Genomic DNA, 23,373 nt, shown 5'->3' with positions numbered 1-23,373 from the left:
AGATAATATAAAGAAATAATGATTTTAGAAAGGCTTGCAGGGTGATTTCATGACCATCGATGAAGTGTTGGAAAAATCCAGGGAATTTTTGTCGAATGATGACGTTTCATTTTTGGAACGTGCTTATAAATACGCAGAAGAAGCTCACAAAGACCAGTATCGAAAATCCGGAGAACCGTATATCCTGCACCCAATTCAAGTGGTTGGGATATTAGTAGAATTGCAAATGGATTCTGATACGTTAGCTGGAGCTTTTCTACACGACGTCGTGGAAGATACGGATGTGACTGTCGAAGATTTACAAGAGTCGTTTAATGAAGAAGTAGCGATGCTTGTAGATGGTGTAACAAAATTAAAAAAGATTAAATATAAGTCTAAAGAAGAACAACAAGCCGAGAACCATCGAAAAATGGTGGTTGCTATGGCAAAAGATATCCGTGTTATTTTGATTAAATTAGCCGATCGTCTTCATAATATGCGTACGTTAAAACATTTACCACCGGACAAGCAACGCCGCATATCAAATGAAACGCTTGAAATATTTGCTCCGCTTGCTCATCGATTAGGGATATCAACCATTAAATGGGAATTAGAAGATACGGCCCTTCGTTATTTAGACCCACAACAGTATTATCGTATTGTTAATTTGATGAAACAAAAGCGGGCAGAACGAGAACAATACATTGATGAAGTTATTCATAATATAAAAGACAGTATGACAGATATAAATGTCGAACCAAACGAATTATATGGACGGCCGAAACACATTTATAGTATTTACCGCAAAATGGTTAAGCAAAAGAAACAATTCAACGAAATATATGACTTGCTGGCGGTTCGTATTATCGTTAAAAGCATTAAAGATTGTTACGCTGTTCTCGGAATTATACACACCTGTTGGAAACCGATGCCCGGACGTTTCAAAGATTATATTGCGATGCCAAAAGCCAATATGTACCAGTCTTTGCATACGACTGTTATCGGTCCAAAAGGCGAACCGCTTGAAGTTCAGATTAGATCAGAGGATATGCATAGAGTTGCAGAATTCGGTGTTGCTGCACATTGGGCTTATAAAGAAGGTAAATCAGCAGCAGGGAAATCACTAGAAGATAAATTAACATGGTTTCGTGAAATCATCGAATGGCAAAATGAAGCGTCGGATGCTCAGGATTTCATGGAATCACTTAAGATGGATTTGTTTTCTGATATGGTCTTCGTGTTTTCTCCAAAAGGAGATGTGATTGAACTACCAAGAGGATCAGTACCAATAGACTTCGCTTATCGTATTCACACTGAAATCGGTAACCGCACAATCGGAGCTAAAGTGAATGGAAAAATGGTTCCACTGGACTATCAGCTTGACACAGGAGATATAGTGGAAATGCTGACCTCGAAACACTCCTATGGACCGAGCAAGGACTGGTTGAAATTAACGCAAAGTTCTCATGCCAAAAATAAAATTAAACAATTCTATAAAAAAGAACAACGGGAAGAAAATGTTGTGAAAGGCAGAGAAATGATTGAAAAAGAATTGAAGTCGCAAGGTTTTGATTCGAAAACGGTGCTCTCCGATGAAAATTTAAAAGAAACATCAGAAAAGTTTAGTTTTAACGGGGAAGAGGATATGTTTGCTGCTGTTGGCTATAATGGAGTGAGTCCTAAACAAATTGTTACTCGACTAACCGATAAAATTAGACAACAGCAGGAACAGGAAGAAGAACAAAAGTCAGTAGCAGAAGCTGTGAAAGATGTCACGACGCATACAGAAACGAAGAAAACAGACACTGGAGTAAACGTAAAAGGTGTTGATAATCTTCTTATACGTCTCTCTAAATGCTGTACACCAGTACCAGGAGATGACATTGTCGGATTTATAACCAAAGGTCGTGGTGTATCGGTTCACCGTAGTGACTGTCCGAATGTAAATGATGAAAATGCGCAATCCCGACTCCTGCCGGTTGAATGGGAAGGCGCTACGAATAAAAAGAAAAACTATAGTGTCGATATTGAGATTACAGGATATGACCGGCGTGGCTTGTTAAATGAAGTGTTGCATGCTGTAACAGAATCGAAAACGAATATTACTGCTGTTAACGGCAGATCGGATAAAAATAAAGTGGCGATTATAGATATAAAAATAGCGATTCATAACGTTGATCATTTACACCGAGTTGTTGAGAAAATAAAGAAATTGCCTGATATTTATTCCGTTAGAAGAATGATACATTGATAGAATAGTGAAGGGAACGTTAGAGTTATGAGAGTCATTATTCAACGCTCAGATTATGGAGAGTGTCAAGTTAACGATGAAACGACTGGATCCATTGAGGAAGGAATTGTAGCCCTTGTCGGTTTTACTCACGGAGATGGGAAAGAAGATCTTGACTGGATGACCGAAAAAATCGTTAACTTACGAATTTTTGAAGATGAAACAGAGAAAATGAACGTATCACTGTTAGATAAAGGTGGAAAGATATTATCGATTCCGCAATTTACGCTTTACGGTGATTGTACGAAAGGGAGACGCCCGAATTTTATGGAGGCTGCCAAACCAGATGAAGCTTCTACACTATACCACCGTTTTAACGAATTGCTTTTAGAAAAAGGAGCAAAAGTAGAAACGGGGGAATTTGGGGCAATGATGAAAATTAGCTTAACAAATGATGGCCCGGTCACTTTAATTTTGGACAGCCCAAGTAAATAAGACAGGTTGACAATCAAGGTTGAGATTCGTATGATAGTTATCAGTTAACCAACCATGAGATAGCCTACGATGGAGAAAGTAGGCAGGTGACGCATTTGCAGAGAGGAACTGTTATAGCTGAAATCAGTTCTATTTGCTGCCTGCTAAAAGACACTCTTGAGGCTCTGTTTCGAACATGCAATTAGTAGGAATGGACGTTTGACAGGCGTTAACTGTTAAAGAGGAAGTATTGTTATAAAATGCTTCAACCAGGGTGGCACCACGGGTAACAACTCGTCCCTCGTTTATTGCGAGAGGCGGGTTTTTTTATATGTTTGACCTTGTTATGCTTTTAAAATATAGAAAGGAGTAAATAAGATGGACATTCGTATTCCACGGGGAACCCAAGATATATTACCTGGAACATCTGAAAAATGGCAGTATGTAGAATCAATATGGCACGATATTTGCCGTCGATTTAATTATTCTGAAATCCGCACCCCTATTTTTGAACAAACGGAATTATTTCAACGGGGGGTTGGAGATACCACTGATATTGTTCAAAAAGAGATGTACACTTTTTCTGATAGAGGCGGAAGAAGTCTATCATTAAGACCTGAGGGAACGGCTTCTGTTGTACGTTCATACGTAGAAAATAAAAGATATGGCAGTCCGAACCAGCCGGATAAATTGTATTATACAGGTCCGATGTTCCGTTATGAACGCCCTCAATCCGGAAGAATGCGCCAGTTTGTACAATTTGGTGTAGAAGCTATCGGCAGTGATGATCCAGCTATTGATGCGGAAGTAATAGCTCTAGCGATGGATTTTTATAAAGAAACCGGATTAAAAGGACTCAAACTAGTGTTAAATAGTCTCGGAGATAAAGAAAGCAGACAAGCTCACCGTGACGCTTTGATTCAACATTTTAAGCCGAGAATCGATGAATTTTGTGAGGATTGTCAAAACAGACTTGAAAAAAATCCTTTGCGTATTCTCGACTGCAAAGAAGATCAAGATCACCCACTTATGGAGTCGGCCCCTTCTATTATCGATTATTTAAATGAAGAATCTCTACAATATTTTAATACAGTACAAGAGCTACTGGATAAAATGGAGATTCCTTATACTATTGACCCCGGCTTAGTCCGCGGTATTGATTATTACAATAACACTGCTTTTGAAATTATGATTGAAGGAGATGGGTTTGGAGCAATCACTACTTTAACGGGGGGCGGACGCTACAACGGTCTCGTCGAAGAGTTAGGTGGTCCCAAGTCACCTGGTATTGGGTTTGCTTTAAGTGTAGAGCGTCTCCTGATGGCATTAGAAGTGCAAGGGGTAGAACTTCCAGTTGATCAAGGAATTGACTGCTATTTAGTTACTATAGGAGAAGAACCTGCTAAAGCAGGTACTGCTATATTAGCGGAAATGAGACGAGCAGGAATTCAAGCTGATAAAGACTATATGGATAAAAAAATGAAAGCCCAATTTAAAACGGCAGACCGTTTGAAGGCATCATTTACAGCTGTTCTTGGTGAAGAAGAATGGAACGCCGGTAAAATCAATGTTAAACATATGAATAGTGGAGAACAACAGGAAGTAGAACTTAATCAGCTGACAACCTATTTAAAAAAGAAATTGGAGAGTGAAAAATAATGATAGGAAGAACTCATTATTGTGGAGAAGTATCAGAATCCATTATTGGAACCCAAGTCGAATTAAAAGGATGGGCGCAAACAAGACGTGATTTAGGTCAAGTTATTTTTATTGATTTGAGAGATCGTAGCGGTATTGTACAAATTGTTGCTAATCCGGAGATTTCTGAAGAAGCGTTGGAAACGATGGACAAAGTGAGAAATGAATATGTGCTTGATATCAAAGGAACTGTCGTTAAAAGGGATGAAGAAACATATAACGAAAAAATTCCAACCGGCACAGTGGAAGTTCAGGTGGAAGAAGTAAAGATACTTAACGAATCGAAGCCGCTTCCTTTTCAAGTGGATGGGGAGACAGACTTGAACGAAGATGTACGTTTGAAATATCGCTATCTTGATTTAAGACGTCCAGAAATGAGAGAAACGTTCAAGATGCGGCACCGAACAACGAAAGTAATCAGAGACTATTTGGATGAACAAGACTTTTTAGATATGGAAACCCCAATGTTAACAAAAAGTACACCAGAAGGCGCACGGGATTATTTAGTGCCAAGTCGTGTTCACCATGGAGAGTTTTATGCACTACCGCAATCTCCTCAATTGTTTAAACAGTTGCTGATGGTGTCAGGATTTGAAAAATATTATCAAATCGTACGTTGCTTCCGGGATGAAGATTTGAGAGCAGACCGCCAGCCTGAATTTACACAGGTGGATATCGAAGCGTCCTTTATGGATACAGAAGATTTTCTTCCTCTCATAGAAGAAATGATGAAAAAAGTGATGAAAGACATTCACGGTTTGGACGTAAAAACTCCATTTCAACGGATGACCTATGATGAGGCAATGAACCGTTTTGGGTCAGACAAACCAGACACTCGTTTTGGCATGGAACTAGTAGAACTTTCTCATATTGTGGAGAACAGCGGCTTTAAGGTGTTTGCTGATGCTGTTAAAAATGGTGGAATTGTGAAAGGATTGAACGTAAAAGGCGTTGCAGATGAAATGTCTAGAAAAGAAATTGATGATCTAGCTGAATTTGTTGCTATTTATGGAGCAAAAGGCTTAGCTTGGTTAAAAGTGGAAGAAGATAAATTGAAAGGGCCGATTGCAAAATTCTTTAATGATGAGGAAACGGCACAATTGAGAGAAGCACTTGATGCAGAAGCTGGGGACTTACTGTTCTTTGGTGCTGATAAGAAGGACGTTGTATTTGATGCTATGGGTGCTTTGCGCTTAAAGTTTGGGAAAGACCTAGATCTCATTGATCAAAATGCTTTTAACTTTTTATGGGTAACAGAGTTTCCATTGATGGAGTACGACGAAGATGCTGATAAATATACAGCGATGCATCATCCATTCACAAGTCCTATGTGTGAAGATATGGATTCTCTTGAAAATAACCCTGAAAATGTTCGTGCCGAAGCTTATGATTTAGTTCTAAATGGTTATGAACTAGGGGGAGGATCTCAACGTATTTATGAACGTGATGTACAGGAAAAAATGTTTAAAGCACTAGGTTTTAGTGAGGAAGAAGCAAGAGAGCAATTCGGATTCTTACTTGATGCTTTTGATTATGGAACACCACCGCATGGCGGAATTGCACTTGGATTGGATCGTCTAATTATGATTCTTGCCGGTCGCAATAATCTGCGCGATACGATTGCCTTCCCGAAAACAGCAAGTGCAACGGATCCTCTAACAAGAGCGCCTAGTGAAGTTAGCGATAGTCAGTTAGAAGAACTCAATCTTAAAATAGAAGAAGAAGAGGAAAAATAGATTACATCAAATATGATCGGTTTGCTGAAACTGTTGGATGAACGGAGAAGGGTCTGTTTTAATATAAAATGTTCTTACACCTCCTGTTGTATGTAGATATAAAAAACCGATTTGCCCTGGAGTCCAGCGATACGAGATGTCAAATACGTCTCTTATCGAATACTGATGATAGCTAGTTTTTAAAAAATCTTTATATAATGAAAGCGAATCATTATATTCTATTTGTTTCTTTTCTAATCCATCAATCGTTTGCTCAACATGAATGATTTCTTGTTGAGCAAGCGGTATGTCACTCATTTTATGATTGTTCTTCATAGTAATGTCTCTTTCCTTTCTGCTCAAGGGTTTATAAAACACCGAAACATTACTGTTCCCTGATTCGTAATTTTTAAAACTTGAGTGGAGACATCTCATAAGAAAAATTAGTTAATTTATCGCATTTTTATGAAATGAAGAGAAAGGGCTCGTAACTTCTTGACCCCCTGTGGTTTGCGTGCTATGATGTAGTCAATTCATTTGAAGAGTCCTGAGGTGTTCGTGGGACACTATTGTTTTGAGCCAACATTTTTACATTGGGAGCCTGTCGTTTCAATCAGGATGACATGCCTCTTTATGTGGACGTTTGAACGATTGAACAGGGCACCCACCTGCTGAGAGCAGGCTTCAAAACTAAGTCAGTTTGACGGCACATCGGGACTCTTCCTACTAAATTAAATGCACAAGGGCTTCCCCAGCAGATGTTTCAAACATTGTTGAGGGTAGCCCTTTTTACTTGAAATATACAAAAATCGCCTTAAGCCGTTATCATTATAGAAAACGGAGAGGCGATTTTTTTGAATTATAGGGAAGCTCTTGCGAAAGTACTTCTATCTCATTTGAACTTATGAGATAATTTAGATAGTATTTTTAGGCATTGAATGCGATTTTTTCTAAATTCCCATTTCTGTCCATTCGAAAAAAATTAGAAGAAGGGATGGTTTCCTCGGTCATAGCAAGTTCTCTGGCACGATTCATCATTGTAACTATCATGTCATAGTCTTGTTTTATGGTATGATATTCTTGTTTTATTCTAGCAATCTCTTCTCTCATTTCACTGTTTTTAGTTTGTAAATGTAACACATCGTTTTCGATATTTGGAGAAGTAGAATGTATATTATTTTCGAGATCAGCTTGCATTTGGTGCAGTCCAGCAATAATAGAATGTATATTTGAGGAAGAGCGGTGTTTTGAATGGCTAAGTTTAGATGCTACGTGATTAGCGGTTTCTTTCATCCGCTGCTTCCTAATTCGTTTTGCCTGTTTCACTTCTTGTTCGTAATCAAGACGAACGATAGCATTCCAGCGAAATCCGCAGGCTGCTGATGTTCTGTCCAATGCATCTCCAACTTCATCAAATGCTTTTAGTTGTGTACTGCCTTCTTGGATATGTTTTAAAATTGTATTTGCTAAAAATCGATCATCTTTGTCTGACCAGGCATCTTGTCTAATGTTCATGATTCTTCTCTCCTTTATAAACTTAGAAATAGATTGACAGTTACTAGTTTAGACAGGGGAAAATTGTTTTATACATTAGACAAACAGATAAAGATAAAGCTTGTGCTTAAGTGTAGGAATGTAGGTGAGACCATGAAAACTCTTCGATCCAAGTTATTATTTGCGTTTTTGACGATTACATGTATTCCGCTTATTGCAGCTGGAATCATTTCTTATCAAACACAAAAAAAGATCTGACAAACCGAATTGAACAAACGCTGTTCATGTTTTCTGACAATCTAGCTTTTGCCGTAGAGGATATTATTAGTGAACGGTTGACTGATTTGGAACAACTGTCACAAAACCCAGTCTTGATGAATGAAGATGCAGAAGACGAAGAAATTCAGGAGGAGTTCTTGAAATTTATTGATAACCATGACCTTTATTATGGCTTGATTTTTGTGAATCGGGACGGATTAATTACAGTTGATACTGATGGAACAGTGGTTGGAAATAATGTTGAAGAAAGAGAATGGTTTCAAGAAGCAAATGATGGCAGCTTGTTTTTATCGGATATATTTATGTCGTCTGTTGTAGACAATCCAATCCTTGCTATGGCATCTGGTGTGAAAAATGAAGAAGGAGAAGTGATAGGAGTCATCTCTCCATCCTTTGATTTAGAATATTTATGGTCTTTTCTTTGGAAAAGAATTGATCAATATTCAGAGGAACAAGAAAATATAAATGTTGCTGGTGAGACTTTTTTATTAAATGAATCTGGCGATTATATTGCTCATCCGGACAGTGATAATGTTCTCGAACGAAATTTTTTAAATGAAACGAATTCGACATTGACTTCCATGCAGGGATTGGGTGCTGATCCCGGATTGATACATAATGAGAAGGAAGAAACGGTAAACGCTATTGCACCAATTGGACATATGGAAGGTTTCGATAACAATTGGTATGTTGGATTGTCGGTACCGGCGGATGAAATGTATGCGCCTCTTAGAGACTTGTTGTTTAAATATTTATTGTTGTTTAGTATCGTACTTTTAATCACTATAACGGCCGTATTCAAATTATCGCGGTACATTGTAGAACCAGTAGAAAGGCTCGTATCTGCGACGAATGATTTTGCGGTTGGTAAAAAGGTACTTCCTCTTCAGTCCAATGCTTATGAGGAAATTAATAAATTGACGAGAACATTCAATGATATGACGAAAAGACTGGAAGAAAGGGAAAAAGCCCATCGTAAATCAACGTTAATTATAGAAACAACGGATAATGGTGTTATATCGATCAATCGAAATAATGCTCATATAACGACATTTAATCGAACGTGTGAAAAATTATTTCAATTGGATAAAGAAGACGTGATAGGGCGTTCTTTGTTTTCATTAATAGATCATCATTCCGACTTTAAAGCCTTTATGAATAACGTTTATTTTAATCGTGAGAATGAACATACATCCCGAATATATGAATTTGATTGTGATATTCAAGGGGAAAATCACGCCTTTTTCTTAAGTATGACGCCTCTGCCTACCATTGAGGATGAAGAACAGATTGAAGATATTTTATTAGTTTTTAAAGAAGTAACAGAAAAAAAGGAAATGGAGAAAGAGCTGTTGCGTAGTGAGAAGTTAAAGGTTATTGGAAAGTTAGCTTCTGGATTCGCTCATGAGATACGAAATCCGCTCACCACGATACGGGGATTCATGCAGCTCTACAAAGAAACAGATGACAAGAAAGTAGATAATTACCACTATCATATTATTTTAAGTGAAATTGATCGGGTGAACAGTATTGTTGAGGACCTTTTGACGATAGCTAAGCCGGATAGGGAAAAAGAAAAAACAAATGTTCAGGTGAATGATATTCTTGTTGATACGCTCTATCTATTTCACAGTCAAGCAAAAACAAAAGAAATCACTACAAATTATAAATTAGATCCATCTTTGCCACACATTTATGCCGAAGAGAAAAAATTAAAACAAGTAGTGATGAATTTAATAAAAAATGCGATAGAAGCTATACCCGAAAACGGGCATATTCATGTCTCATCGGAATCAGTAACAGAAAATGAGGTTCAAGGAATTATAGTAAGAATCGAAGATAACGGAGAAGGAATGACACAGGAAACATTAGAGAAATTAGGGTCGCCTTTTTATACAACTAAAAAAGATGGAACAGGACTAGGGTTAATGACATGCTTTCAAATTGTCGAAGAATCAGGCGGGTCTATTCAAGTTGACAGTGAGCAGAGGAAAGGAACAGTATTTAAAATTTGGCTACCCTTACGGTGATTTGTTAGCAAATGTTAAAAGGTAAAGCTGGACGATGAAGAGTCAGCTTTACCTTTTCATGTTATTATAAATATCCGCAAGGGAGCGTTCAAATTTACTAGTTTCTTTTGGAGTGTAATATTGATCGTGTTTTATGGAGTCGGGTAAGTATTGCTGTGGTACCCAGCCACGTGGGTCATTATGAGGATATTGATACGTATTTCCACGTCCCAAAGCGTTTGCACCTTTATAATGAGCATCTTTTAAATGTATTGGAATAGAAGGTGTTCCTCTTTGAAGCATCGCTTCTCTTGCTTTATCAAATGCTGTATAAGCGCTGTTTGATTTAGGAGACAGACATAATTCAACCACAACATCTGCCAATGGAATTCTTGCTTCCGGAAAACCAAGCCTCTCGGCGGCTTCAACCGCTGCAAGGGCTCTTGGTCCAGCTTGAGGACTTGCAAGGCCGATATCCTCATAGGCGGTAACGACAAGACGACGGCCGATGCTAACAAGGTCGCCTGCTTCTACCAATCGTGCTAAATAATGCAAGGCTGCGTTTACGTCACTTCCCCGTATCGATTTTTGAAACGCAGATAACACGTCGTAATGGGCATCTCCATCTTTATCATGCTGAAAGCTTTTTTTCTGTATACATTCCTCTGAAACAGGCAAATCGATAATAATGGTCTGCTCATCGGCTTCTGGAGTGGAAAGCACGGCTAGTTCCAGAGCACCCAATGCTGTCCGCAAATCACCACCGCTTGCGGTTGCAAAATGATAGGCTGCATCTTCTTTAAGATCAACAGAATAGTTTCCTAAACCTCTTTCTTTATCTTGAAGTGTTTGGTATAACATCTTGACTATATTGTCTGTCGATAAGCTCTCCAGTTCAAATATTTGACACCGGCTTCGAATCGCTGGATTAATGGAATGATATGGATTAGCTGTAGTTGCTCCAATAAGTATAATAAGTCCTTTTTCCAGATGGGGAAGCAAAAAATCTTGTTTTGTTTTATCAAGCCGGTGCACTTCGTCCATAATTACAATCAGTTGATTAGAAATCTTAGCTTCTTCAACTGCGATTTCCATATCTTTTTTATTGTGTTCAACCGCATTCATCATTTTAAAAGGAGTATCTGTACTACCTGCAATAGCAGACGCAATGGAAGTCTTTCCTGTGCCGGGCGGTCCGTACAAAATCATAGATGTCAGTTTTCTAGTATAAATCATGCGTTGCAGCAATTTACCGTTGCTTAACAAGTGTTCTTGTCCAATTATTTCATCAATGGTACGTGGACGCATCCGATAAGCCAATGGTTGATGTTTATTCATAATAGTAGGCTCCTTTATCGTAAGAACATCAGTTCCATTTTAACAAAGATGATGTTCTATTAATAGAAATAAAGTGTGCTGTTTTGTTATGTTAGAATGGTTGATTAGCATTCATGCAAATACTACCCTTTTCATGCTATAATGGCAAAGGATTCTTCACAATAAAAGATAAGGCATATGATAATGGTTTAGATAAATAGAGAGCTGGGTTAGGATGGAGAGAAGATTTGCAAGAAATGAGCACCTTTTGCAAAGGTGGCTTATTTTTATGATTGGCCTTGTTATTATGTCATTTGGAATTGCCCTTATGATTAAGGCGGAACTAGGAAGTGCCCCGTGGGATGTTTTGCATATTGGTTTGCAACATCAATTTGGATTAACAGTCGGGTCATGGAGTATAATTATTGGAATTGTTATTATAGGTTCTACTGCCTTGATGCGACGGGAATTTCCTCAAGCCGGTGGCATTGTTAATATGTTTCTCGTTGGCATATTCATTGATATATTTTTACTACTATTATCAACACCTGATTCCTTTATCATGAAACTGATTATGCTAGTAAGTGGCATTTTAGTTATTGGATACGGAATTGGTACCTACATTGCCCCTGAATGTGGAGCGGGACCACGTGATAGTTTAATGTTAGCTTTGCAGGAAAAAACAGGATGGAAAGTGTCGAGAGTCAGAGGAATTATGGAAATAGGTGTATTACTCATTGGTTGGCTGCTTGGAGGTCCTGTTTTCATCGGAACGATTCTTTTCTGTGCAGGAATTGGGCAAGTAGTCGGTTTTGCATTACCACAATGCCAAAAAATTGTTTATCGATTGATTGAAAGAGGTGGAAGACATGAAAATATCAACCAAAGGACGTTACGGTCTAACCATTATGATGGCTCTAGCAAAGAAATCCGGTGAAGGTCCCATTTCGTTAAAATCAATAGCGAAAGACCATCAATTATCCGAACATTATTTAGAACAATTAATTGCACCACTTCGTAATGCGATGTTGGTGAAAAGTGTTCGAGGCGCATATGGCGGTTATATGCTGACAAAAGATGCGGCTGATATAACAGCAGGGGATATTATCCGTGTACTCGAAGGACCAATTAGTCCTGTCGAGGTACTTGATGATGAAGAACCGGCCAAAAGAGATTTGTGGATCAAAATTAGAGATGCCGTTAAACAGGTTCTAGATAATACGTCACTAGAGGCACTTGCTTCGTATAAAGGTGATGAAGATCACGAGTATTACATGTTCTATATTTAAGAATAAGAATAACTAGGATGATGCCAGTATGCAAAAAATCTATGTAGATCATGCCGCGACAACGCCTGTTCATCCAGAAGCTGCTGAAGCGGTGATGGATATACTTCAAAATAACTTTGGTAATCCATCAAGTATTCACCAACATGGCAGACAGGCTCGTAAACAATTAGATGAAGCCCGGGAAAAGCTTGCTTCGTCTATTGGTGCAGTTCCAGATGAAATCATTCTTACAAGTAGCGGTACAGAAGCGGATAATCTCGCTATTGTTGGATATGTCCATGCGAATAAACAAAAAGGAAATCATATTATAACCACAAAAGTTGAACATCACGCTGTACTCCATACGTGTGAGAAGCTTGAAAGAGATGGATTTTCTGTTACGTATCTCCCTGTTGACAAGGATGGCAGAGTGAACCCCGAAGAAGTAGAAGCTTCGATAACAGATGAGACGACTCTTATAACGATAATGCATGGAAATAATGAAGTTGGAACGATTCAACCAGTTACTGCTATCGCTGCTATTGCCCACAACTATGGCATAGCGTTTCATACGGATGCCGTTCAGTCCTATGGGCTTATTGATATTGATGTGAAATCTATTCCAGTCACTATGATGACGGTATCTTCACATAAGATAAACGGCCCAAAAGGGGCAGCTTTATTATATACTGAAAAAGGAACAAAGCTGACTCCAAGTGTAACGGGAGGGGAACAGGAAAGAAAACGAAGAGCCGGAACAGAAAACCTCCCAGCAGTTGCGGGTTTTGCAGTCGCAGCAGTGTTAGCACAAAAAGACATGCAGAATCATTATAAACTGTATGGCCAATTAAGTGAGCATTTTATTACTTCTTTAACCAAAAATGAGGTACCATTTGAAGTGAATGGTTCCAACCAAAATAAACTTCCCCATATATTAAATATATTTTTACCTGGTATCGATGTAGAATCGTCTCTCGTACAATTAGATATGGCAGGTATTTCTGCTTCAAGTGGATCGGCATGTACCGCTGGTTCAGTTGAACCGTCCCATGTCCTGCAGGCTATGTTTCATGATGATCAAAGAGCGTCATCATCGATACGATTCAGTTTTGGTCTTGACAATACGTTTGAAGATGTAGAATATATTGCAAAAGAAATAAAAAGGATAATGAATAGATAAAAGCATATAAGAGTGGAGGTGTAGAAGATGCTGAATACAACCAAGAAGCCGGAAGACACACGAGTTATCGTCGGAATGTCAGGTGGTGTAGATTCATCCGTTACAGCGGCTTTATTAAAAGATGAAGGGTATGAAGTGATCGGTATTTTTATGAAGAATTGGGATGATACGGATGAAAATGGCGTTTGCACGGCCACAGAAGACTATGATGATGTGATTAAAGTGTGCAATCAGCTAGATATCCCGTACTATGCGGTTAATTTTGAACAAAAATATTGGGATCACGTTTTTACGTATTTTCTGGACGAATATAAATCAGGACGGACGCCTAATCCTGATATTGTATGTAATAAGGAGATAAAATTCAAAGCATTTCTCCATCATGCTCTAACGCTCGGAGCGGATTACTTGGCAACCGGCCATTATGCTCAAGTTCGAATGGAAAAAGATGGAACGGTCTCAATGTTAAGAGGAAAAGATGATAATAAAGACCAAACTTACTTTTTAAACCAACTGAATCAAGAGCAGCTTCAAAAAGTTATGTTCCCGCTTGGGGGTCTAATGAAGCAGGAAGTAAGAGATATTGCTCATGAGAAAGGTTTAAGTACAGCTAATAAAAAAGATAGTACTGGAATTTGTTTTATCGGTGAACGTAACTTCAAAGAATTTTTACAGTCATACCTGCCTGCGCAACCTGGACAAATGGTAACAGAAGACGGGGTGGTAAAAGGTCAACATGAAGGCCTTATGTATTATACGCTAGGCCAACGTCAAGGTCTTGGTATCGGTGGTTCTGGAGAGCCATGGTTTGTTTTAGACAAAAATCTTAACGAAAATAAATTAATTGTAGGACAAGGTTTTCATCATCAAGGATTATATTCGGAAGGTTTATATGCCTCTGATTTTAATTGGATAGATGATGTTGTAAGACAAGAACCATTTTCTTGTACCGCGAAGTTTCGTTACCGTCAAATGGATCAAGGAGTTACTGTGCATCCAAAATCGAATGGGGAGGCTTATATTGCCTTTGATGAACCACAACGAGCAATAACTCCCGGTCAAGCTGTTGTGTTTTATGAAGATGATGTTTGCCTTGGCGGAGCAACAATCGAAGAAGCTGTTAAAACGGGGGAAAGCGTGGGATCTTAACCGCGTTTTCTCTCTTTCTTATCTAATCAATGAAACAAATAAAGGAGTACATAACGATGGATGAAAATGAAAAAGCCATAGAAGCGATATCTAATGGTAATTATGAAGAAGCGCTTGAATTTTTAAATACTGCAATAGAAAAAAATCCTCAAGATTCGATTGCTTATATTAATTTTGGGAATATATTGGCTGAAGTTGGGGAAAGTGAAAGAGCTCTTTCGTTTTATCAAAAAGCTATAGAAATCGATAATAAAGCTGCAGCAGCTTACTACGGTGCGGGAAATGTTCTTTTTAATGTTGAAAAATATGAAGAAGCTCTTCAAATGTATCAAAAAGCTCACCATGCTGGACTTGATGACGGAAGTTTACATTATATGATGGGGATGTCGCATTTTCAAATCGAAAAAGTCGGTCACGCTCTAGCTTGCTTTCAACGTGCTGTAGAATGGGATGAAACAGATACAGAAGCAAGGTTTTATTATGGATTATGTTTAGCACAAACTGAACAAATAGACGAAGCAATGTCTCAATTGAAGAAGGTTGTGGAAGAGGATGACAATCACGCAGATGCTTATTATAATTTAGGAGTAGCCAGTATGATGACGGATGGTTTGAAAGATGCTATCTATTATTTTGAACAGGCGATTGTAGCTCAACCGGATCATATGCTAGCTTTAAACGGAAAAGAACAGGCGCAAAAAATGCTTAAAGAGTAATCCGGAGGTTGTAAATGATGACAAGTGTTTCACACACAGAGGATGCTATTTCTGAATCGTTTCTAAGCGGAACGGTGGTACATATTATTTTCAGAAATGAAGACAACGGATATACTGTATTAAGCGTGAAGGTAAAAGATGCTTATCCTGAATGTTCCGACAGCAAAGTAACTGTTGTCGGCCACTTTCCAATGATTGAGACAGATGAACGTTACCGGTTTGAAGGACAATTTAAAGAACACCCACGTTTTGGAAAACAATATCATGTCCAGATGTACAAAAAAGAGATACCTACAGAAAAAGATGCCCTTATTTTATACCTATCAAGTGAGCGTTTCCCTGGTATTGGTGAGAAAACAGCCACCAAAATGGTAGAGTTATTCGGCAAAGATGTTATCTCTATCATTTTGGATGATCAGGAAAAGTTAAAACAAATAAAAGGGCTGAGTGAGAAAAACCGAAAGCAAATATATGAGGCTATGCTTGAAAACCAAGGAATGGAAAAAGCAATGACTACACTTACCCAATATGGTTTTGGGATGGATCTTGCTGTAAAGATATATCATGTTTATCGGGAAAAAACATTTGAGATTATTCAAGAATCTCCTTATCAGCTTGTATGGGATGTGGAAGGCATCGGGTTTTATAAAGCTGACAAATTAGGAAGAAGTGTTGGTATTAATCGCGATAATCCAGAACGAATTAAAGCAGGCATGTTATACACATTATACGAAAAAACAATGCAGGACGGTCACGTGTATTTGCCGGAATCTGTACTGATGGATGAAGCAAAACAATTATTAAACGATGGAAGTTTTCAAGTTTCAAACGGTTTACTGGAACAATCTCTTCTTTATTTAATGGAAGAGGACAAGCTGATTCAAGATGAAAATCGTATTTATATGGCATCCCTCTATTTTGCCGAAAAAGGGTTTGTTTCAAGAGTGAAAAAAATGACAGAAATAGACCAAGACGACATTGAATTTTCTGAATCAGAGTTTTTACAAGCGTTAGGAGAAACCGAAGAGAAACTAGGAATTGAATACGCAGAACAACAAAAAGATGCCATTAGAAAAGCGCTGCATTCTTCTTTAATGGTATTGACCGGAGGACCAGGGACAGGTAAGACAACAGTTATACGTGCGATTGTTGAAATGTTTTCAAAGTTGCATGATTTTTCCCTCGATCGATCTTCGTATAAAAAAGGAGAGCCCTTCCCGATTTTACTAGCCGCGCCGACTGGAAGGGCGGCAAAGCGAGTGAAAGAATCAACCGGATTGGATGCATCAACAATTCACAAGTTGCTTGGGTTTAGTGGAGAAGAAGGCAATGAAGTTTTTGAAAAGGGTGAAGAAGAGCCACTTGAAGGCAAACTCTTAATTGTAGATGAAGTGTCGATGGTTGATATGTGGCTTGCGAATCAACTGTTTCGCTCGGTACCAGAAGGAATGCAGGTTATTTTAGTGGGCGATGAAGATCAGTTACCTTCTGTAGGACCTGGAGAAGTTCTAGGTGATTTAATTCAAACAAACATTCTTCCAGTTGTTGCTCTTTCGGTTGTTTATAGGCAAGCAGAAGGTTCATCGATCATTCAGCTAGCTCATTCTATTAAGCAAGGGTCTTTACCTGAAGATTTGTATACCCCCTATTCGGATCGGCGTTTTTTCCCATGTGGTAAACTGCAAACCGCTGATTTAATAGAGCAAGTATGTGCAGGAGCTATGAATAAAGGTTACACGCCACTGGATATTCAAGTACTTGCTCCTATGTATAAGGGACCTGCCGGTGTACATGAATTAAATAAAAGACTACAGCAATTATTTAATCCACATGAAAACAAAAAAAGAAAAGTAACCTTCGGTGAGTCCGTCTATTCAAAAGGAGACGTTATTCTCCAACTCGTTAATAATCCAGAAGAGCAGGTGTATAACGGGGATAGAGGCGTTGTGGAAGCTATTTTTGAATCAAAAGAAACAGAAGATAAACAAATGCAAATCGTGTTATCTTTTGAAGGAAAAGAAGTTACTTATACCAGACAAGATTTAAGTCAGATTATGCTCGCTTATTGTTCATCTATCCACAAATCACAAGGAAGTGAGTTCCCGATTGTGGTTGTACCAATCCTTATGTCTTATAGACGAATGTTAAAAAGGAACCTGCTTTATACGGCGGTTACGAGAGCAAGAGATTATTTAATTTTAAGTGGAGAACAACAGGCTCTTCAGTTTGCAGTTGATAATAAAAATAAAGAAGAACGGTATACGATGTTGAAAGAAAAACTGTTGGATCAGGACGGTGCTTCGATGGAAGAATAATTTTATAATTTGACGTATATTTTATCAGGAGAAAGGACAGGCTGAATACTATCTTTTTAAATAAAGGAAGATAGGTATATGAATTGTCCTTACTGCAAATCAAAAACGACCGGAAAAATTGGTGTAGAGCATTTTTATTGTTGGGAATGTTTCGTTGAATGGACGATAGAAGATGGAGAATTTACTCTGTATCAAGTTGAGGAAGATGGCACATTGTGTTGTTTAGATGACCTGTTTGGAAAACAGTGGTATCTTGAAGGCTGAAAAAAGTGACGTATCCGTTGCATCTTTGGAACAAAGTAACCAAAGATGCTTTTTGTCGTTAGGTATAAAATAATACGTAAAAATAAAATTCATAAATATGAGCGAGATATCTCATCCTATTCATGGAGGAGGTGGGGTATCTAATGGAAAAAAAACAAGAATCGATCTGGTTGCGCAGAGTTGTTTTTGTTGCTGTTTCTTTACTAATCTTATATTTACTTTACTTACTCCATCCGCTTTGGTCACAAATCTTCCATGTGGCGGCTAAAGTTCTTATTCCTTTTATTATTGCTGGTCTTATTGCCTACTTACTCCATCCCGTCATTGACTTTTTTCAAAACCAAAAAATTCCTCGTTCTATGTCCATTCTACTCGTGTATGTTGTTTTTTTTGGCGGAGGTGTTTGGTTGTGCTGGTATTTCAGTCCAATTGTATACGTTCAAATAGAACGGCTAATCAGTCATATACCGTTGTATTTTGATCAATTATACCGTCTTTTATCAGATTTTCACCATCAAGTTGATCGTTTTCCTCCAATCGTTCACGATAATATTGAAGGCGTGTTTGAACAAGCGGAAGACAAACTGACGAGTATGTTGAATGATTGGATGAGTAAATGGAGAGGCGCCTTTGATATAGCTGTTCTTATCATACTGTTGCCTTTTTTAGTATTTTACTTATTAAAAGATTTTAAAGCATTGGAAAAAGTGGTGAAGCGTTTTACACCCTCCAAATGGAGAGAGGAAGGCCATCTTTTAGCGAAAGCAATAGATGAAGCGCTAGGGAGTTATATACGCGGACAGTTTATCGTTGCTGGTACAGTTGGACTGCTGGCAGTAATATGTTTGTTTCTACTTAACATTCCTAACCCTATCATACTGGGGTTAATTATAGGAGTTACTGATATTATTCCCTATTTTGGTCCAATACTTGGAGCTCTTCCTGCAGTTGTAGTTGCAGGGTCCGTTTCGACAAAAACATTAATTATCACAACAATAGTTATCTTTTTCATTCAACAAGTGGAGGGTAACTTATTGTCCCCTTATATTGTAGGAAGAAATGTACATCTGCATCCATTAATGATTGTCTTTGCTCTTTTGTTAGGGTTTGAAGTTGCCGGGGTTATAGGTTTATTAATAGCTGTGCCGGTGTTTGTAGTGGTGAATAATGTATTTCATACGTTCCAATCTTATCAAAATGCTGAGAAAGATGATAAGTCATTTGACAGATAGATTTTTTTCTTATATAAATAGTAGAGAATAACTGTAAAAGAAAATGTGAGGATGGGAAAAGTAGACTAAAGCCCTTTGAACAGAGACCATTTTACTTGGCTGAAATAAAATGGCGGAGAAGATTAGTTGAAAAGCTAACCCGGAGTGCAAAATAAAAGTTTGCCGTATAGCTGCGTTAAAGCTTTCAAGTTGACAGATGTTATAATCTGTAAACAGGGTGGTAACGCGAGCTAATCTCGTCCCTGCATCCAGGGGCGGGATTTTTTTGTTATTTAAAAGAGGGAGGAATCAGAGAATGAAACATCATACATCTGCTGAAGTGCGAAAAATGTTTTTAGATTTTTTCAAAGAAAAAGGACATGAAATAGAACCAAGTGCTTCGCTTGTACCGCAAGAAGACCCAACGTTGCTTTGGATTAACAGCGGAGTAGCCACGTTAAAAAAATATTTTGACGGTCGTGTTATACCAGATAATCCCCGAATTGTGAATGCACAAAAATCAATTCGTACAAACGATATTGAGAACGTTGGTAAAACAGCGAGACACCACACATTTTTTGAAATGCTCGGTAACTTTTCGATCGGGGATTATTTTAAAAGAGAGGCAATCGAGTTTGCATGGGAATTTTTAACCTCCGAGAAATGGATCGGATTTGAAAAAGAACGTTTGTCTGTCACGGTTCATCCAGAAGATACTGAAGCTTATGATTACTGGAAAAATGACATAGGTGTTCCGGAAGAAAGGATTATTCGACTTGAAGAAAACTTCTGGGACATAGGGGAAGGGCCTAGTGGTCCAAATACAGAAATTTTTTACGATCGAGGACCGGCATATGGTGATGATGCAAAAGATCCTGAAATGTACCCAGGTGGTGAAAATGAACGCTATTTGGAAATCTGGAATCTAGTGTTTTCCCAATTTAACCACAATCCTGATGATACGTACACACCACTTCCTAAAAAGAACATTGATACGGGGATGGGACTTGAACGTATTGTATCAGTCATCCAAGAGGCAAACACAAACTACGACACAGACCTATTTATGCCAATCATCAGAGAAACAGAGAGAATAGCATCTGTTTCGTACAATTCTTCTAACAAAACAGATACCTCATTAAAAGTAATAGCTGATCATATTCGTACGGTTAGCTTCGCCATTGCAGATGGAGCACTACCTTCTAACGAAGGAAGAGGCTATGTTCTTCGCAGGTTGTTAAGAAGAGCTGTTCGTTATGCAAAAATGATAGGTGTGGAACGCGCGTTTATGTATGAGCTCGTGCCTGTGGTTGGTGAAATAATGGCCGATCATTATCCAGAAGTGAAAGGCAAAGAAGCTTTTGTTCAAAAAGTAATCAAAAATGAAGAAGAACGTTTTCATGAAAGACTTAGTGAAGGTCTTGCCATTTTGGCTGACATTATGAAAAAGGAAAAAGAAGAGGGGAATAGTGTCATATCAGGGAAAGATGTTTTTCGGTTATATGATACGTACGGTTTTCCTGCAGATTTAACTGAAGAATATGTAATCGAACAAGGATTTGCCATTAATGAAGAAGAGTTTGAAAAAGAAATGCAGGCTCAACGTGATCGGGCAAGAGCTGCTAGAAAAGATAGCGGTTCGATGCAAACACAAGATGTTGTACTATCTGAGGCCAATGTTGAAAGCAAGTTTGTAGGCTATGACGTGCTGCAATCAGAATCTGTTATCCAGCTTATCGTTCAAGAAAAAGAACTGGTTGATACTGTATCGGAAGGGATGACAGCGAAACTTATTTTAGATCAAACTCCTTTTTATGCTGAAAGCGGCGGTCAAGTTCCTGATAAAGGTACGATTTTCAATAATCAGGCGCAGGCAAAGGTCATTGATGTACAAAAAGCTCCAAACGGCCAAAATTTACACACTATAGAAATGGTTCAAGGTTCATTTCGTGCAGGTGGGAAAGTAGAAGCGGTTGTAGAAGAAAGGGATCGTGTGAGTATTGTTAAAAACCATACAGCAACCCACCTTTTACACCAAGCGTTAAAAGATGTACTTGGGGATCATGTTAATCAATCGGGGTCCCTTGTATCTGAGAATTATTTACGGTTTGACTTTTCTCATTTCGGCCAAGTGACGCAAGAAGAACTAGATACGATTGAAAACACAGTTAATGAGAAAATATCAGGCGCCATTCCCGTCGCCATCGAAGAAATGAAACTAGAAGAAGCTAAGTCGATGGGAGCTATGGCATTGTTTGGTGAAAAATATGGTGAAGACGTGCGTGTAGTACAGGTAGATGATTATAGCATCGAACTCTGTGGGGGATGTCACGTGAACAATACCGCAGAGATAGGGATTTTCAAAATTGTATCAGAAGCGGGAGTTGGTGCTGGTATACGCCGGATTGAGGCAGTAACGGGTAAAAAGGCATATGATTATATTAACGAGCAACTCTCCATGTTAAAGCAAGCAGGAGAACAGCTAAAAGCTAAATCTTTTAAAGATGTACCTCAACGAGTGGAATCGCTTCAACAACAAATACGTGAACTGCAAAAAGAAAATGACTCCCTTACTTCTAAACTTGGTAACATAGAAGCAGGCAACCTGATAAATGAAGTTAAAACAGTAAATGGGGTGCAAGTTATTGCAAAAGAAGTTGCAGCCCCGGATATGGATGGTTTAAGAAACACACTAGATGAACTTAAACAAAAGCTAGGTTCTGGAATTGTCGTATTAGGTATGAAAAATAACGACAAAGTGAATATCGCGGCAGGAGTTACAGAGGACTTAATCGAAAAAGGATATAAAGCAGGATCTATTGTTAAGGAAACGGCATCTATTTGTGGCGGCGGCGGTGGAGGTCGTCCTGATATGGCTCAAGCAGGAGGAAAAAAACCTGAAAAGTTGGGCGAGGCTTTAGCTGCAGTGGAAAATATAGTGAATTCCATTTCCTAAATGAGAATATTTGGTGTACAATAAGGGCAAGATGTGAACAGCCTAGAGCGGTCTCCCGTTTTTCCTATAGCTGATTGCAGTAAGAATGAGGAGGTGTATGGAGTGGATTCAAATGACAACACAATGAAATTCAATGTTCAAGATGACTCCATAGATGTAGATGCGAGTGAAGTATTATTTACGGTATATCGAGCGTTAGAAGAAAAAGGTTATAATCCCATAAATCAAATTGTCGGCTATTTGTTGTCTGGTGATCCCGCATACATTCCCAGATTTAAAGATGCCCGGACCCTCATCCGTAAAATTGAACGGGATGAACTAATAGAAGAATTGGTAAGGTCCTACTTGTATGAGCATGGGAAGGAGAATGAATGAGGGTACTAGGTTTGGATGTAGGAATGAAGAGAATTGGCGTTGCGGTCTCTGATCAATTACGATGGACGGCACAAGGGGTGGAAACCATTCACATTAAAGGGGATGACCCAATCGAGTCCTTTCATCGTATTTCTGAATTAATGAAAGAGAATGAGGCATCTGAAATTGTGGTTGGACTTCCTAAAAATATGAATGGTACGATAGGTCCACGTGGTGAGCAATGCCAAATGTTTGCTGATAAATTAAAGGAAGAATTTAACGTGCCTGTGTCGATGTATGATGAACGTTTAACGACACAAGCTGCTGAACGAACGTTAATCGAGGCGGATATGAGTAGAAAAAAAAGAAAAAAAGTCGTAGATAAAATGGCTGCGGTTATGATTTTGCAAGGGTATCTTGACCAAGAACAATCTAGTTCAATGTAACGGAGGTTTTTAAAATGGCAGAAGAAGAAAAAGAACGTATTGTAATTCCGGATGAAGATGGCAATGAACATTTATTTGATATGCTTTTCACGTTTGATGTAGACGATACCGGCTATTCTTATATGGTGTTGACCGCAGCAGGTGAACAAGAAAGTGAAGATGAAGAAGTAGAGGTCTTTGCTTTTCGATATGAAGAAGAAGAAGGAGAAGAAGACTCAGAGTTGTCTTTATTTCCGATTGAGACGGATGAAGAATGGAATATGGTAGAGGAAATGGTGGAAACGTTCAGCTCTGGAGAAGAAGAGTAAATCCTAAAAGA

Annotated in this window: 19 protein-coding genes, 1 other RNA gene, 1 pseudogene and 2 other annotated features; of the genes and pseudogenes, 18 read left to right on the top strand and 3 right to left on the bottom strand. The window is 38.5% G+C overall.

The window, feature by feature from the left end:
- The first annotated feature begins 49 nt into the window (after positions 1 to 49).
- The 4 genes from J2S78_RS11135 to aspS all read left to right on the top strand — a co-directional run bounded on the left by J2S78_RS11135 (position 50) and on the right by aspS (position 6,117).
- Complete coding sequence (locus tag J2S78_RS11135; RefSeq protein ID WP_306898579.1) at positions 50 to 2,230, top strand: RelA/SpoT family protein; 2,181 nt, start codon at positions 50 to 52, stop codon at positions 2,228 to 2,230.
- A 27-nt stretch (positions 2,231 to 2,257) separates the two neighbouring features.
- Entirely contained in the window at positions 2,258 to 2,704 is a 447-nt protein-coding gene (gene dtd, locus J2S78_RS11130) for a D-aminoacyl-tRNA deacylase (protein WP_306898577.1), read from the top strand.
- Between the two features lie 57 nt (positions 2,705 to 2,761).
- Positions 2,762 to 2,988, top strand: a binding site (T-box leader).
- Between the two features lie 73 nt (positions 2,989 to 3,061).
- Positions 3,062 to 4,342 carry a histidine--tRNA ligase gene (gene hisS / locus J2S78_RS11125; protein ID WP_306898575.1) on the top strand — a complete coding sequence of 427 codons (1,281 nt, stop codon included), beginning with the start codon at positions 3,062 to 3,064 and terminating at the stop codon, positions 4,340 to 4,342.
- Positions 4,342 to 6,117, top strand: a complete 1,776-nt coding sequence (aspS, locus tag J2S78_RS11120; RefSeq protein WP_306898572.1) for an aspartate--tRNA ligase — start codon at positions 4,342 to 4,344, stop codon at positions 6,115 to 6,117. The genes hisS and aspS overlap by 1 nt, the downstream gene beginning before the upstream one ends.
- Before the next feature lie 6 nt (positions 6,118 to 6,123).
- Here aspS and J2S78_RS11115 read toward each other — a convergent pair whose 3' ends face one another.
- A complete protein-coding gene (locus J2S78_RS11115; RefSeq protein ID WP_306898570.1) occupies positions 6,124 to 6,432 on the bottom strand; it encodes a hypothetical protein in 309 nt (102 codons plus the stop codon).
- A 205-nt stretch (positions 6,433 to 6,637) separates the two neighbouring features.
- Between J2S78_RS11115 and ssrS the strand changes: the two genes are divergently transcribed.
- A non-coding RNA gene (gene ssrS / locus J2S78_RS11110) (6S RNA) lies at positions 6,638 to 6,818 on the top strand.
- A 337-nt stretch (positions 6,819 to 7,155) separates the two neighbouring features.
- Here the strand turns inward: ssrS and J2S78_RS11105 are convergent.
- Positions 7,156 to 7,611 (bottom strand): annotated as a pseudogene (locus J2S78_RS11105) (RsfA family transcriptional regulator); the annotation flags it as partial.
- A gap of 179 nt (positions 7,612 to 7,790) precedes the next feature.
- Between J2S78_RS11105 and J2S78_RS11100 the strand changes: the two are divergent.
- A complete protein-coding gene (locus tag J2S78_RS11100) occupies positions 7,791 to 9,899 on the top strand; it encodes an ATP-binding protein (RefSeq protein ID WP_306898567.1) in 2,109 nt (702 codons plus the stop codon).
- Between the two features lie 48 nt (positions 9,900 to 9,947).
- On the opposite strand, the gene J2S78_RS11095 is transcribed toward J2S78_RS11100, so the two are convergent.
- A complete protein-coding gene (locus J2S78_RS11095; RefSeq protein ID WP_306898565.1) occupies positions 9,948 to 11,216 on the bottom strand; it encodes a replication-associated recombination protein A in 1,269 nt (422 codons plus the stop codon).
- Positions 11,217 to 11,430: 214 nt separating this feature from the next.
- Here J2S78_RS11095 and J2S78_RS11090 point away from each other — a divergent pair, with 214 nt between their 5' ends.
- From J2S78_RS11090 to J2S78_RS11035, 12 genes are all read left to right on the top strand, one after another.
- On the top strand, positions 11,431 to 12,132 hold the full coding sequence (locus tag J2S78_RS11090; RefSeq protein ID WP_503167822.1) for a YczE/YyaS/YitT family protein: 702 nt from the start codon (positions 11,431 to 11,433) through the stop codon (positions 12,130 to 12,132).
- The gene (gene cymR, locus J2S78_RS11085; RefSeq protein WP_306898562.1) at positions 12,065 to 12,484 is read left to right on the top strand and encodes a cysteine metabolism transcriptional regulator CymR; all 420 of its coding nucleotides are present in this window, start codon (positions 12,065 to 12,067) and stop codon (positions 12,482 to 12,484) included. Before J2S78_RS11090 ends, cymR begins: the two co-directional genes overlap by 68 nt.
- Before the next feature lie 28 nt (positions 12,485 to 12,512).
- Entirely contained in the window at positions 12,513 to 13,643 is a 1,131-nt protein-coding gene (locus tag J2S78_RS11080) for a cysteine desulfurase family protein (RefSeq protein ID WP_306898560.1), read from the top strand.
- A gap of 27 nt (positions 13,644 to 13,670) precedes the next feature.
- Complete coding sequence (gene mnmA / locus J2S78_RS11075; protein ID WP_306898558.1) at positions 13,671 to 14,792, top strand: tRNA 2-thiouridine(34) synthase MnmA; 1,122 nt, start codon at positions 13,671 to 13,673, stop codon at positions 14,790 to 14,792.
- Positions 14,793 to 14,848: 56 nt separating this feature from the next.
- On the top strand, positions 14,849 to 15,508 hold the full coding sequence (locus tag J2S78_RS11070; RefSeq protein ID WP_306898555.1) for a tetratricopeptide repeat protein: 660 nt from the start codon (positions 14,849 to 14,851) through the stop codon (positions 15,506 to 15,508).
- 14 nt (positions 15,509 to 15,522) lie between these two features.
- On the top strand, positions 15,523 to 17,823 hold the full coding sequence (gene recD2 / locus J2S78_RS11065) for an SF1B family DNA helicase RecD2 (RefSeq protein ID WP_306898554.1): 2,301 nt from the start codon (positions 15,523 to 15,525) through the stop codon (positions 17,821 to 17,823).
- Between the two features lie 78 nt (positions 17,824 to 17,901).
- A complete protein-coding gene (locus J2S78_RS11060) occupies positions 17,902 to 18,087 on the top strand; it encodes a YrzR-like zinc ribbon domain (RefSeq protein ID WP_125554657.1) in 186 nt (61 codons plus the stop codon).
- 143 nt (positions 18,088 to 18,230) lie between these two features.
- Complete coding sequence (locus J2S78_RS11055; protein ID WP_306898552.1) at positions 18,231 to 19,319, top strand: AI-2E family transporter; 1,089 nt, start codon at positions 18,231 to 18,233, stop codon at positions 19,317 to 19,319.
- Positions 19,320 to 19,358: 39 nt separating this feature from the next.
- Positions 19,359 to 19,566, top strand: a binding site (T-box leader).
- A 48-nt stretch (positions 19,567 to 19,614) separates the two neighbouring features.
- Entirely contained in the window at positions 19,615 to 22,254 is a 2,640-nt protein-coding gene (gene alaS / locus J2S78_RS11050) for an alanine--tRNA ligase (RefSeq protein WP_306898550.1), read from the top strand.
- A 102-nt stretch (positions 22,255 to 22,356) separates the two neighbouring features.
- Positions 22,357 to 22,629, top strand: coding sequence for an IreB family regulatory phosphoprotein (locus J2S78_RS11045; protein WP_125554660.1), 273 nt, complete (start codon positions 22,357 to 22,359; stop codon positions 22,627 to 22,629).
- On the top strand, positions 22,626 to 23,054 hold the full coding sequence (ruvX, locus tag J2S78_RS11040; RefSeq protein WP_125554661.1) for a Holliday junction resolvase RuvX: 429 nt from the start codon (positions 22,626 to 22,628) through the stop codon (positions 23,052 to 23,054). The genes J2S78_RS11045 and ruvX overlap by 4 nt, the downstream gene beginning before the upstream one ends.
- Positions 23,055 to 23,068: 14 nt before the next feature.
- Positions 23,069 to 23,362 (top strand): DUF1292 domain-containing protein, encoded by a 294-nt coding sequence (locus J2S78_RS11035; RefSeq protein WP_125554662.1) that lies wholly within the window; start codon positions 23,069 to 23,071, stop codon positions 23,360 to 23,362.
- Positions 23,363 to 23,373 lie beyond the last annotated feature (11 nt).

Source organism: Salibacterium salarium, from assembly GCF_030813635.1.
Taxonomy (GTDB): Bacteria; Bacillota; Bacilli; order Bacillales; family Marinococcaceae; genus Salibacterium; species Salibacterium salarium.
This window is presented reverse-complemented; position numbering and strand designations above follow the sequence as displayed.

Bases quoted from the DNA above. Each gene is read 5' to 3' on its own strand.
- J2S78_RS11090 (WP_503167822.1), top strand. From the start codon at position 11,431: ATGGAGAGAAGATTTGCAAGAAATGAGCACCTTTTGCAAAGGTGGCTT.
- cymR (WP_306898562.1), top strand. From the start codon at position 12,065: ATGAAAATATCAACCAAAGGACGTTACGGTCTAACCATTATGATGGCT.
- J2S78_RS11095 (WP_306898565.1), bottom strand. From the start codon at position 11,216: ATGAATAAACATCAACCATTGGCTTATCGGATGCGTCCACGTACCATT.
- J2S78_RS11115 (WP_306898570.1), bottom strand. From the start codon at position 6,432: ATGAAGAACAATCATAAAATGAGTGACATACCGCTTGCTCAACAAGAA.
- dtd (WP_306898577.1), top strand. From the start codon at position 2,258: ATGAGAGTCATTATTCAACGCTCAGATTATGGAGAGTGTCAAGTTAAC.
- J2S78_RS11060 (WP_125554657.1), top strand. From the start codon at position 17,902: ATGAATTGTCCTTACTGCAAATCAAAAACGACCGGAAAAATTGGTGTA.
- J2S78_RS11135 (WP_306898579.1), top strand. From the start codon at position 50: ATGACCATCGATGAAGTGTTGGAAAAATCCAGGGAATTTTTGTCGAAT.
- J2S78_RS11070 (WP_306898555.1), top strand. From the start codon at position 14,849: ATGGATGAAAATGAAAAAGCCATAGAAGCGATATCTAATGGTAATTAT.
- hisS (WP_306898575.1), top strand. From the start codon at position 3,062: ATGGACATTCGTATTCCACGGGGAACCCAAGATATATTACCTGGAACA.
- aspS (WP_306898572.1), top strand. From the start codon at position 4,342: ATGATAGGAAGAACTCATTATTGTGGAGAAGTATCAGAATCCATTATT.
- recD2 (WP_306898554.1), top strand. From the start codon at position 15,523: ATGATGACAAGTGTTTCACACACAGAGGATGCTATTTCTGAATCGTTT.
- ruvX (WP_125554661.1), top strand. From the start codon at position 22,626: ATGAGGGTACTAGGTTTGGATGTAGGAATGAAGAGAATTGGCGTTGCG.
- J2S78_RS11080 (WP_306898560.1), top strand. From the start codon at position 12,513: ATGCAAAAAATCTATGTAGATCATGCCGCGACAACGCCTGTTCATCCA.
- alaS (WP_306898550.1), top strand. From the start codon at position 19,615: ATGAAACATCATACATCTGCTGAAGTGCGAAAAATGTTTTTAGATTTT.
- J2S78_RS11035 (WP_125554662.1), top strand. From the start codon at position 23,069: ATGGCAGAAGAAGAAAAAGAACGTATTGTAATTCCGGATGAAGATGGC.
- mnmA (WP_306898558.1), top strand. From the start codon at position 13,671: ATGCTGAATACAACCAAGAAGCCGGAAGACACACGAGTTATCGTCGGA.
- J2S78_RS11100 (WP_306898567.1), top strand. From the start codon at position 7,791: ATGTATTCCGCTTATTGCAGCTGGAATCATTTCTTATCAAACACAAAA.
- J2S78_RS11055 (WP_306898552.1), top strand. From the start codon at position 18,231: ATGGAAAAAAAACAAGAATCGATCTGGTTGCGCAGAGTTGTTTTTGTT.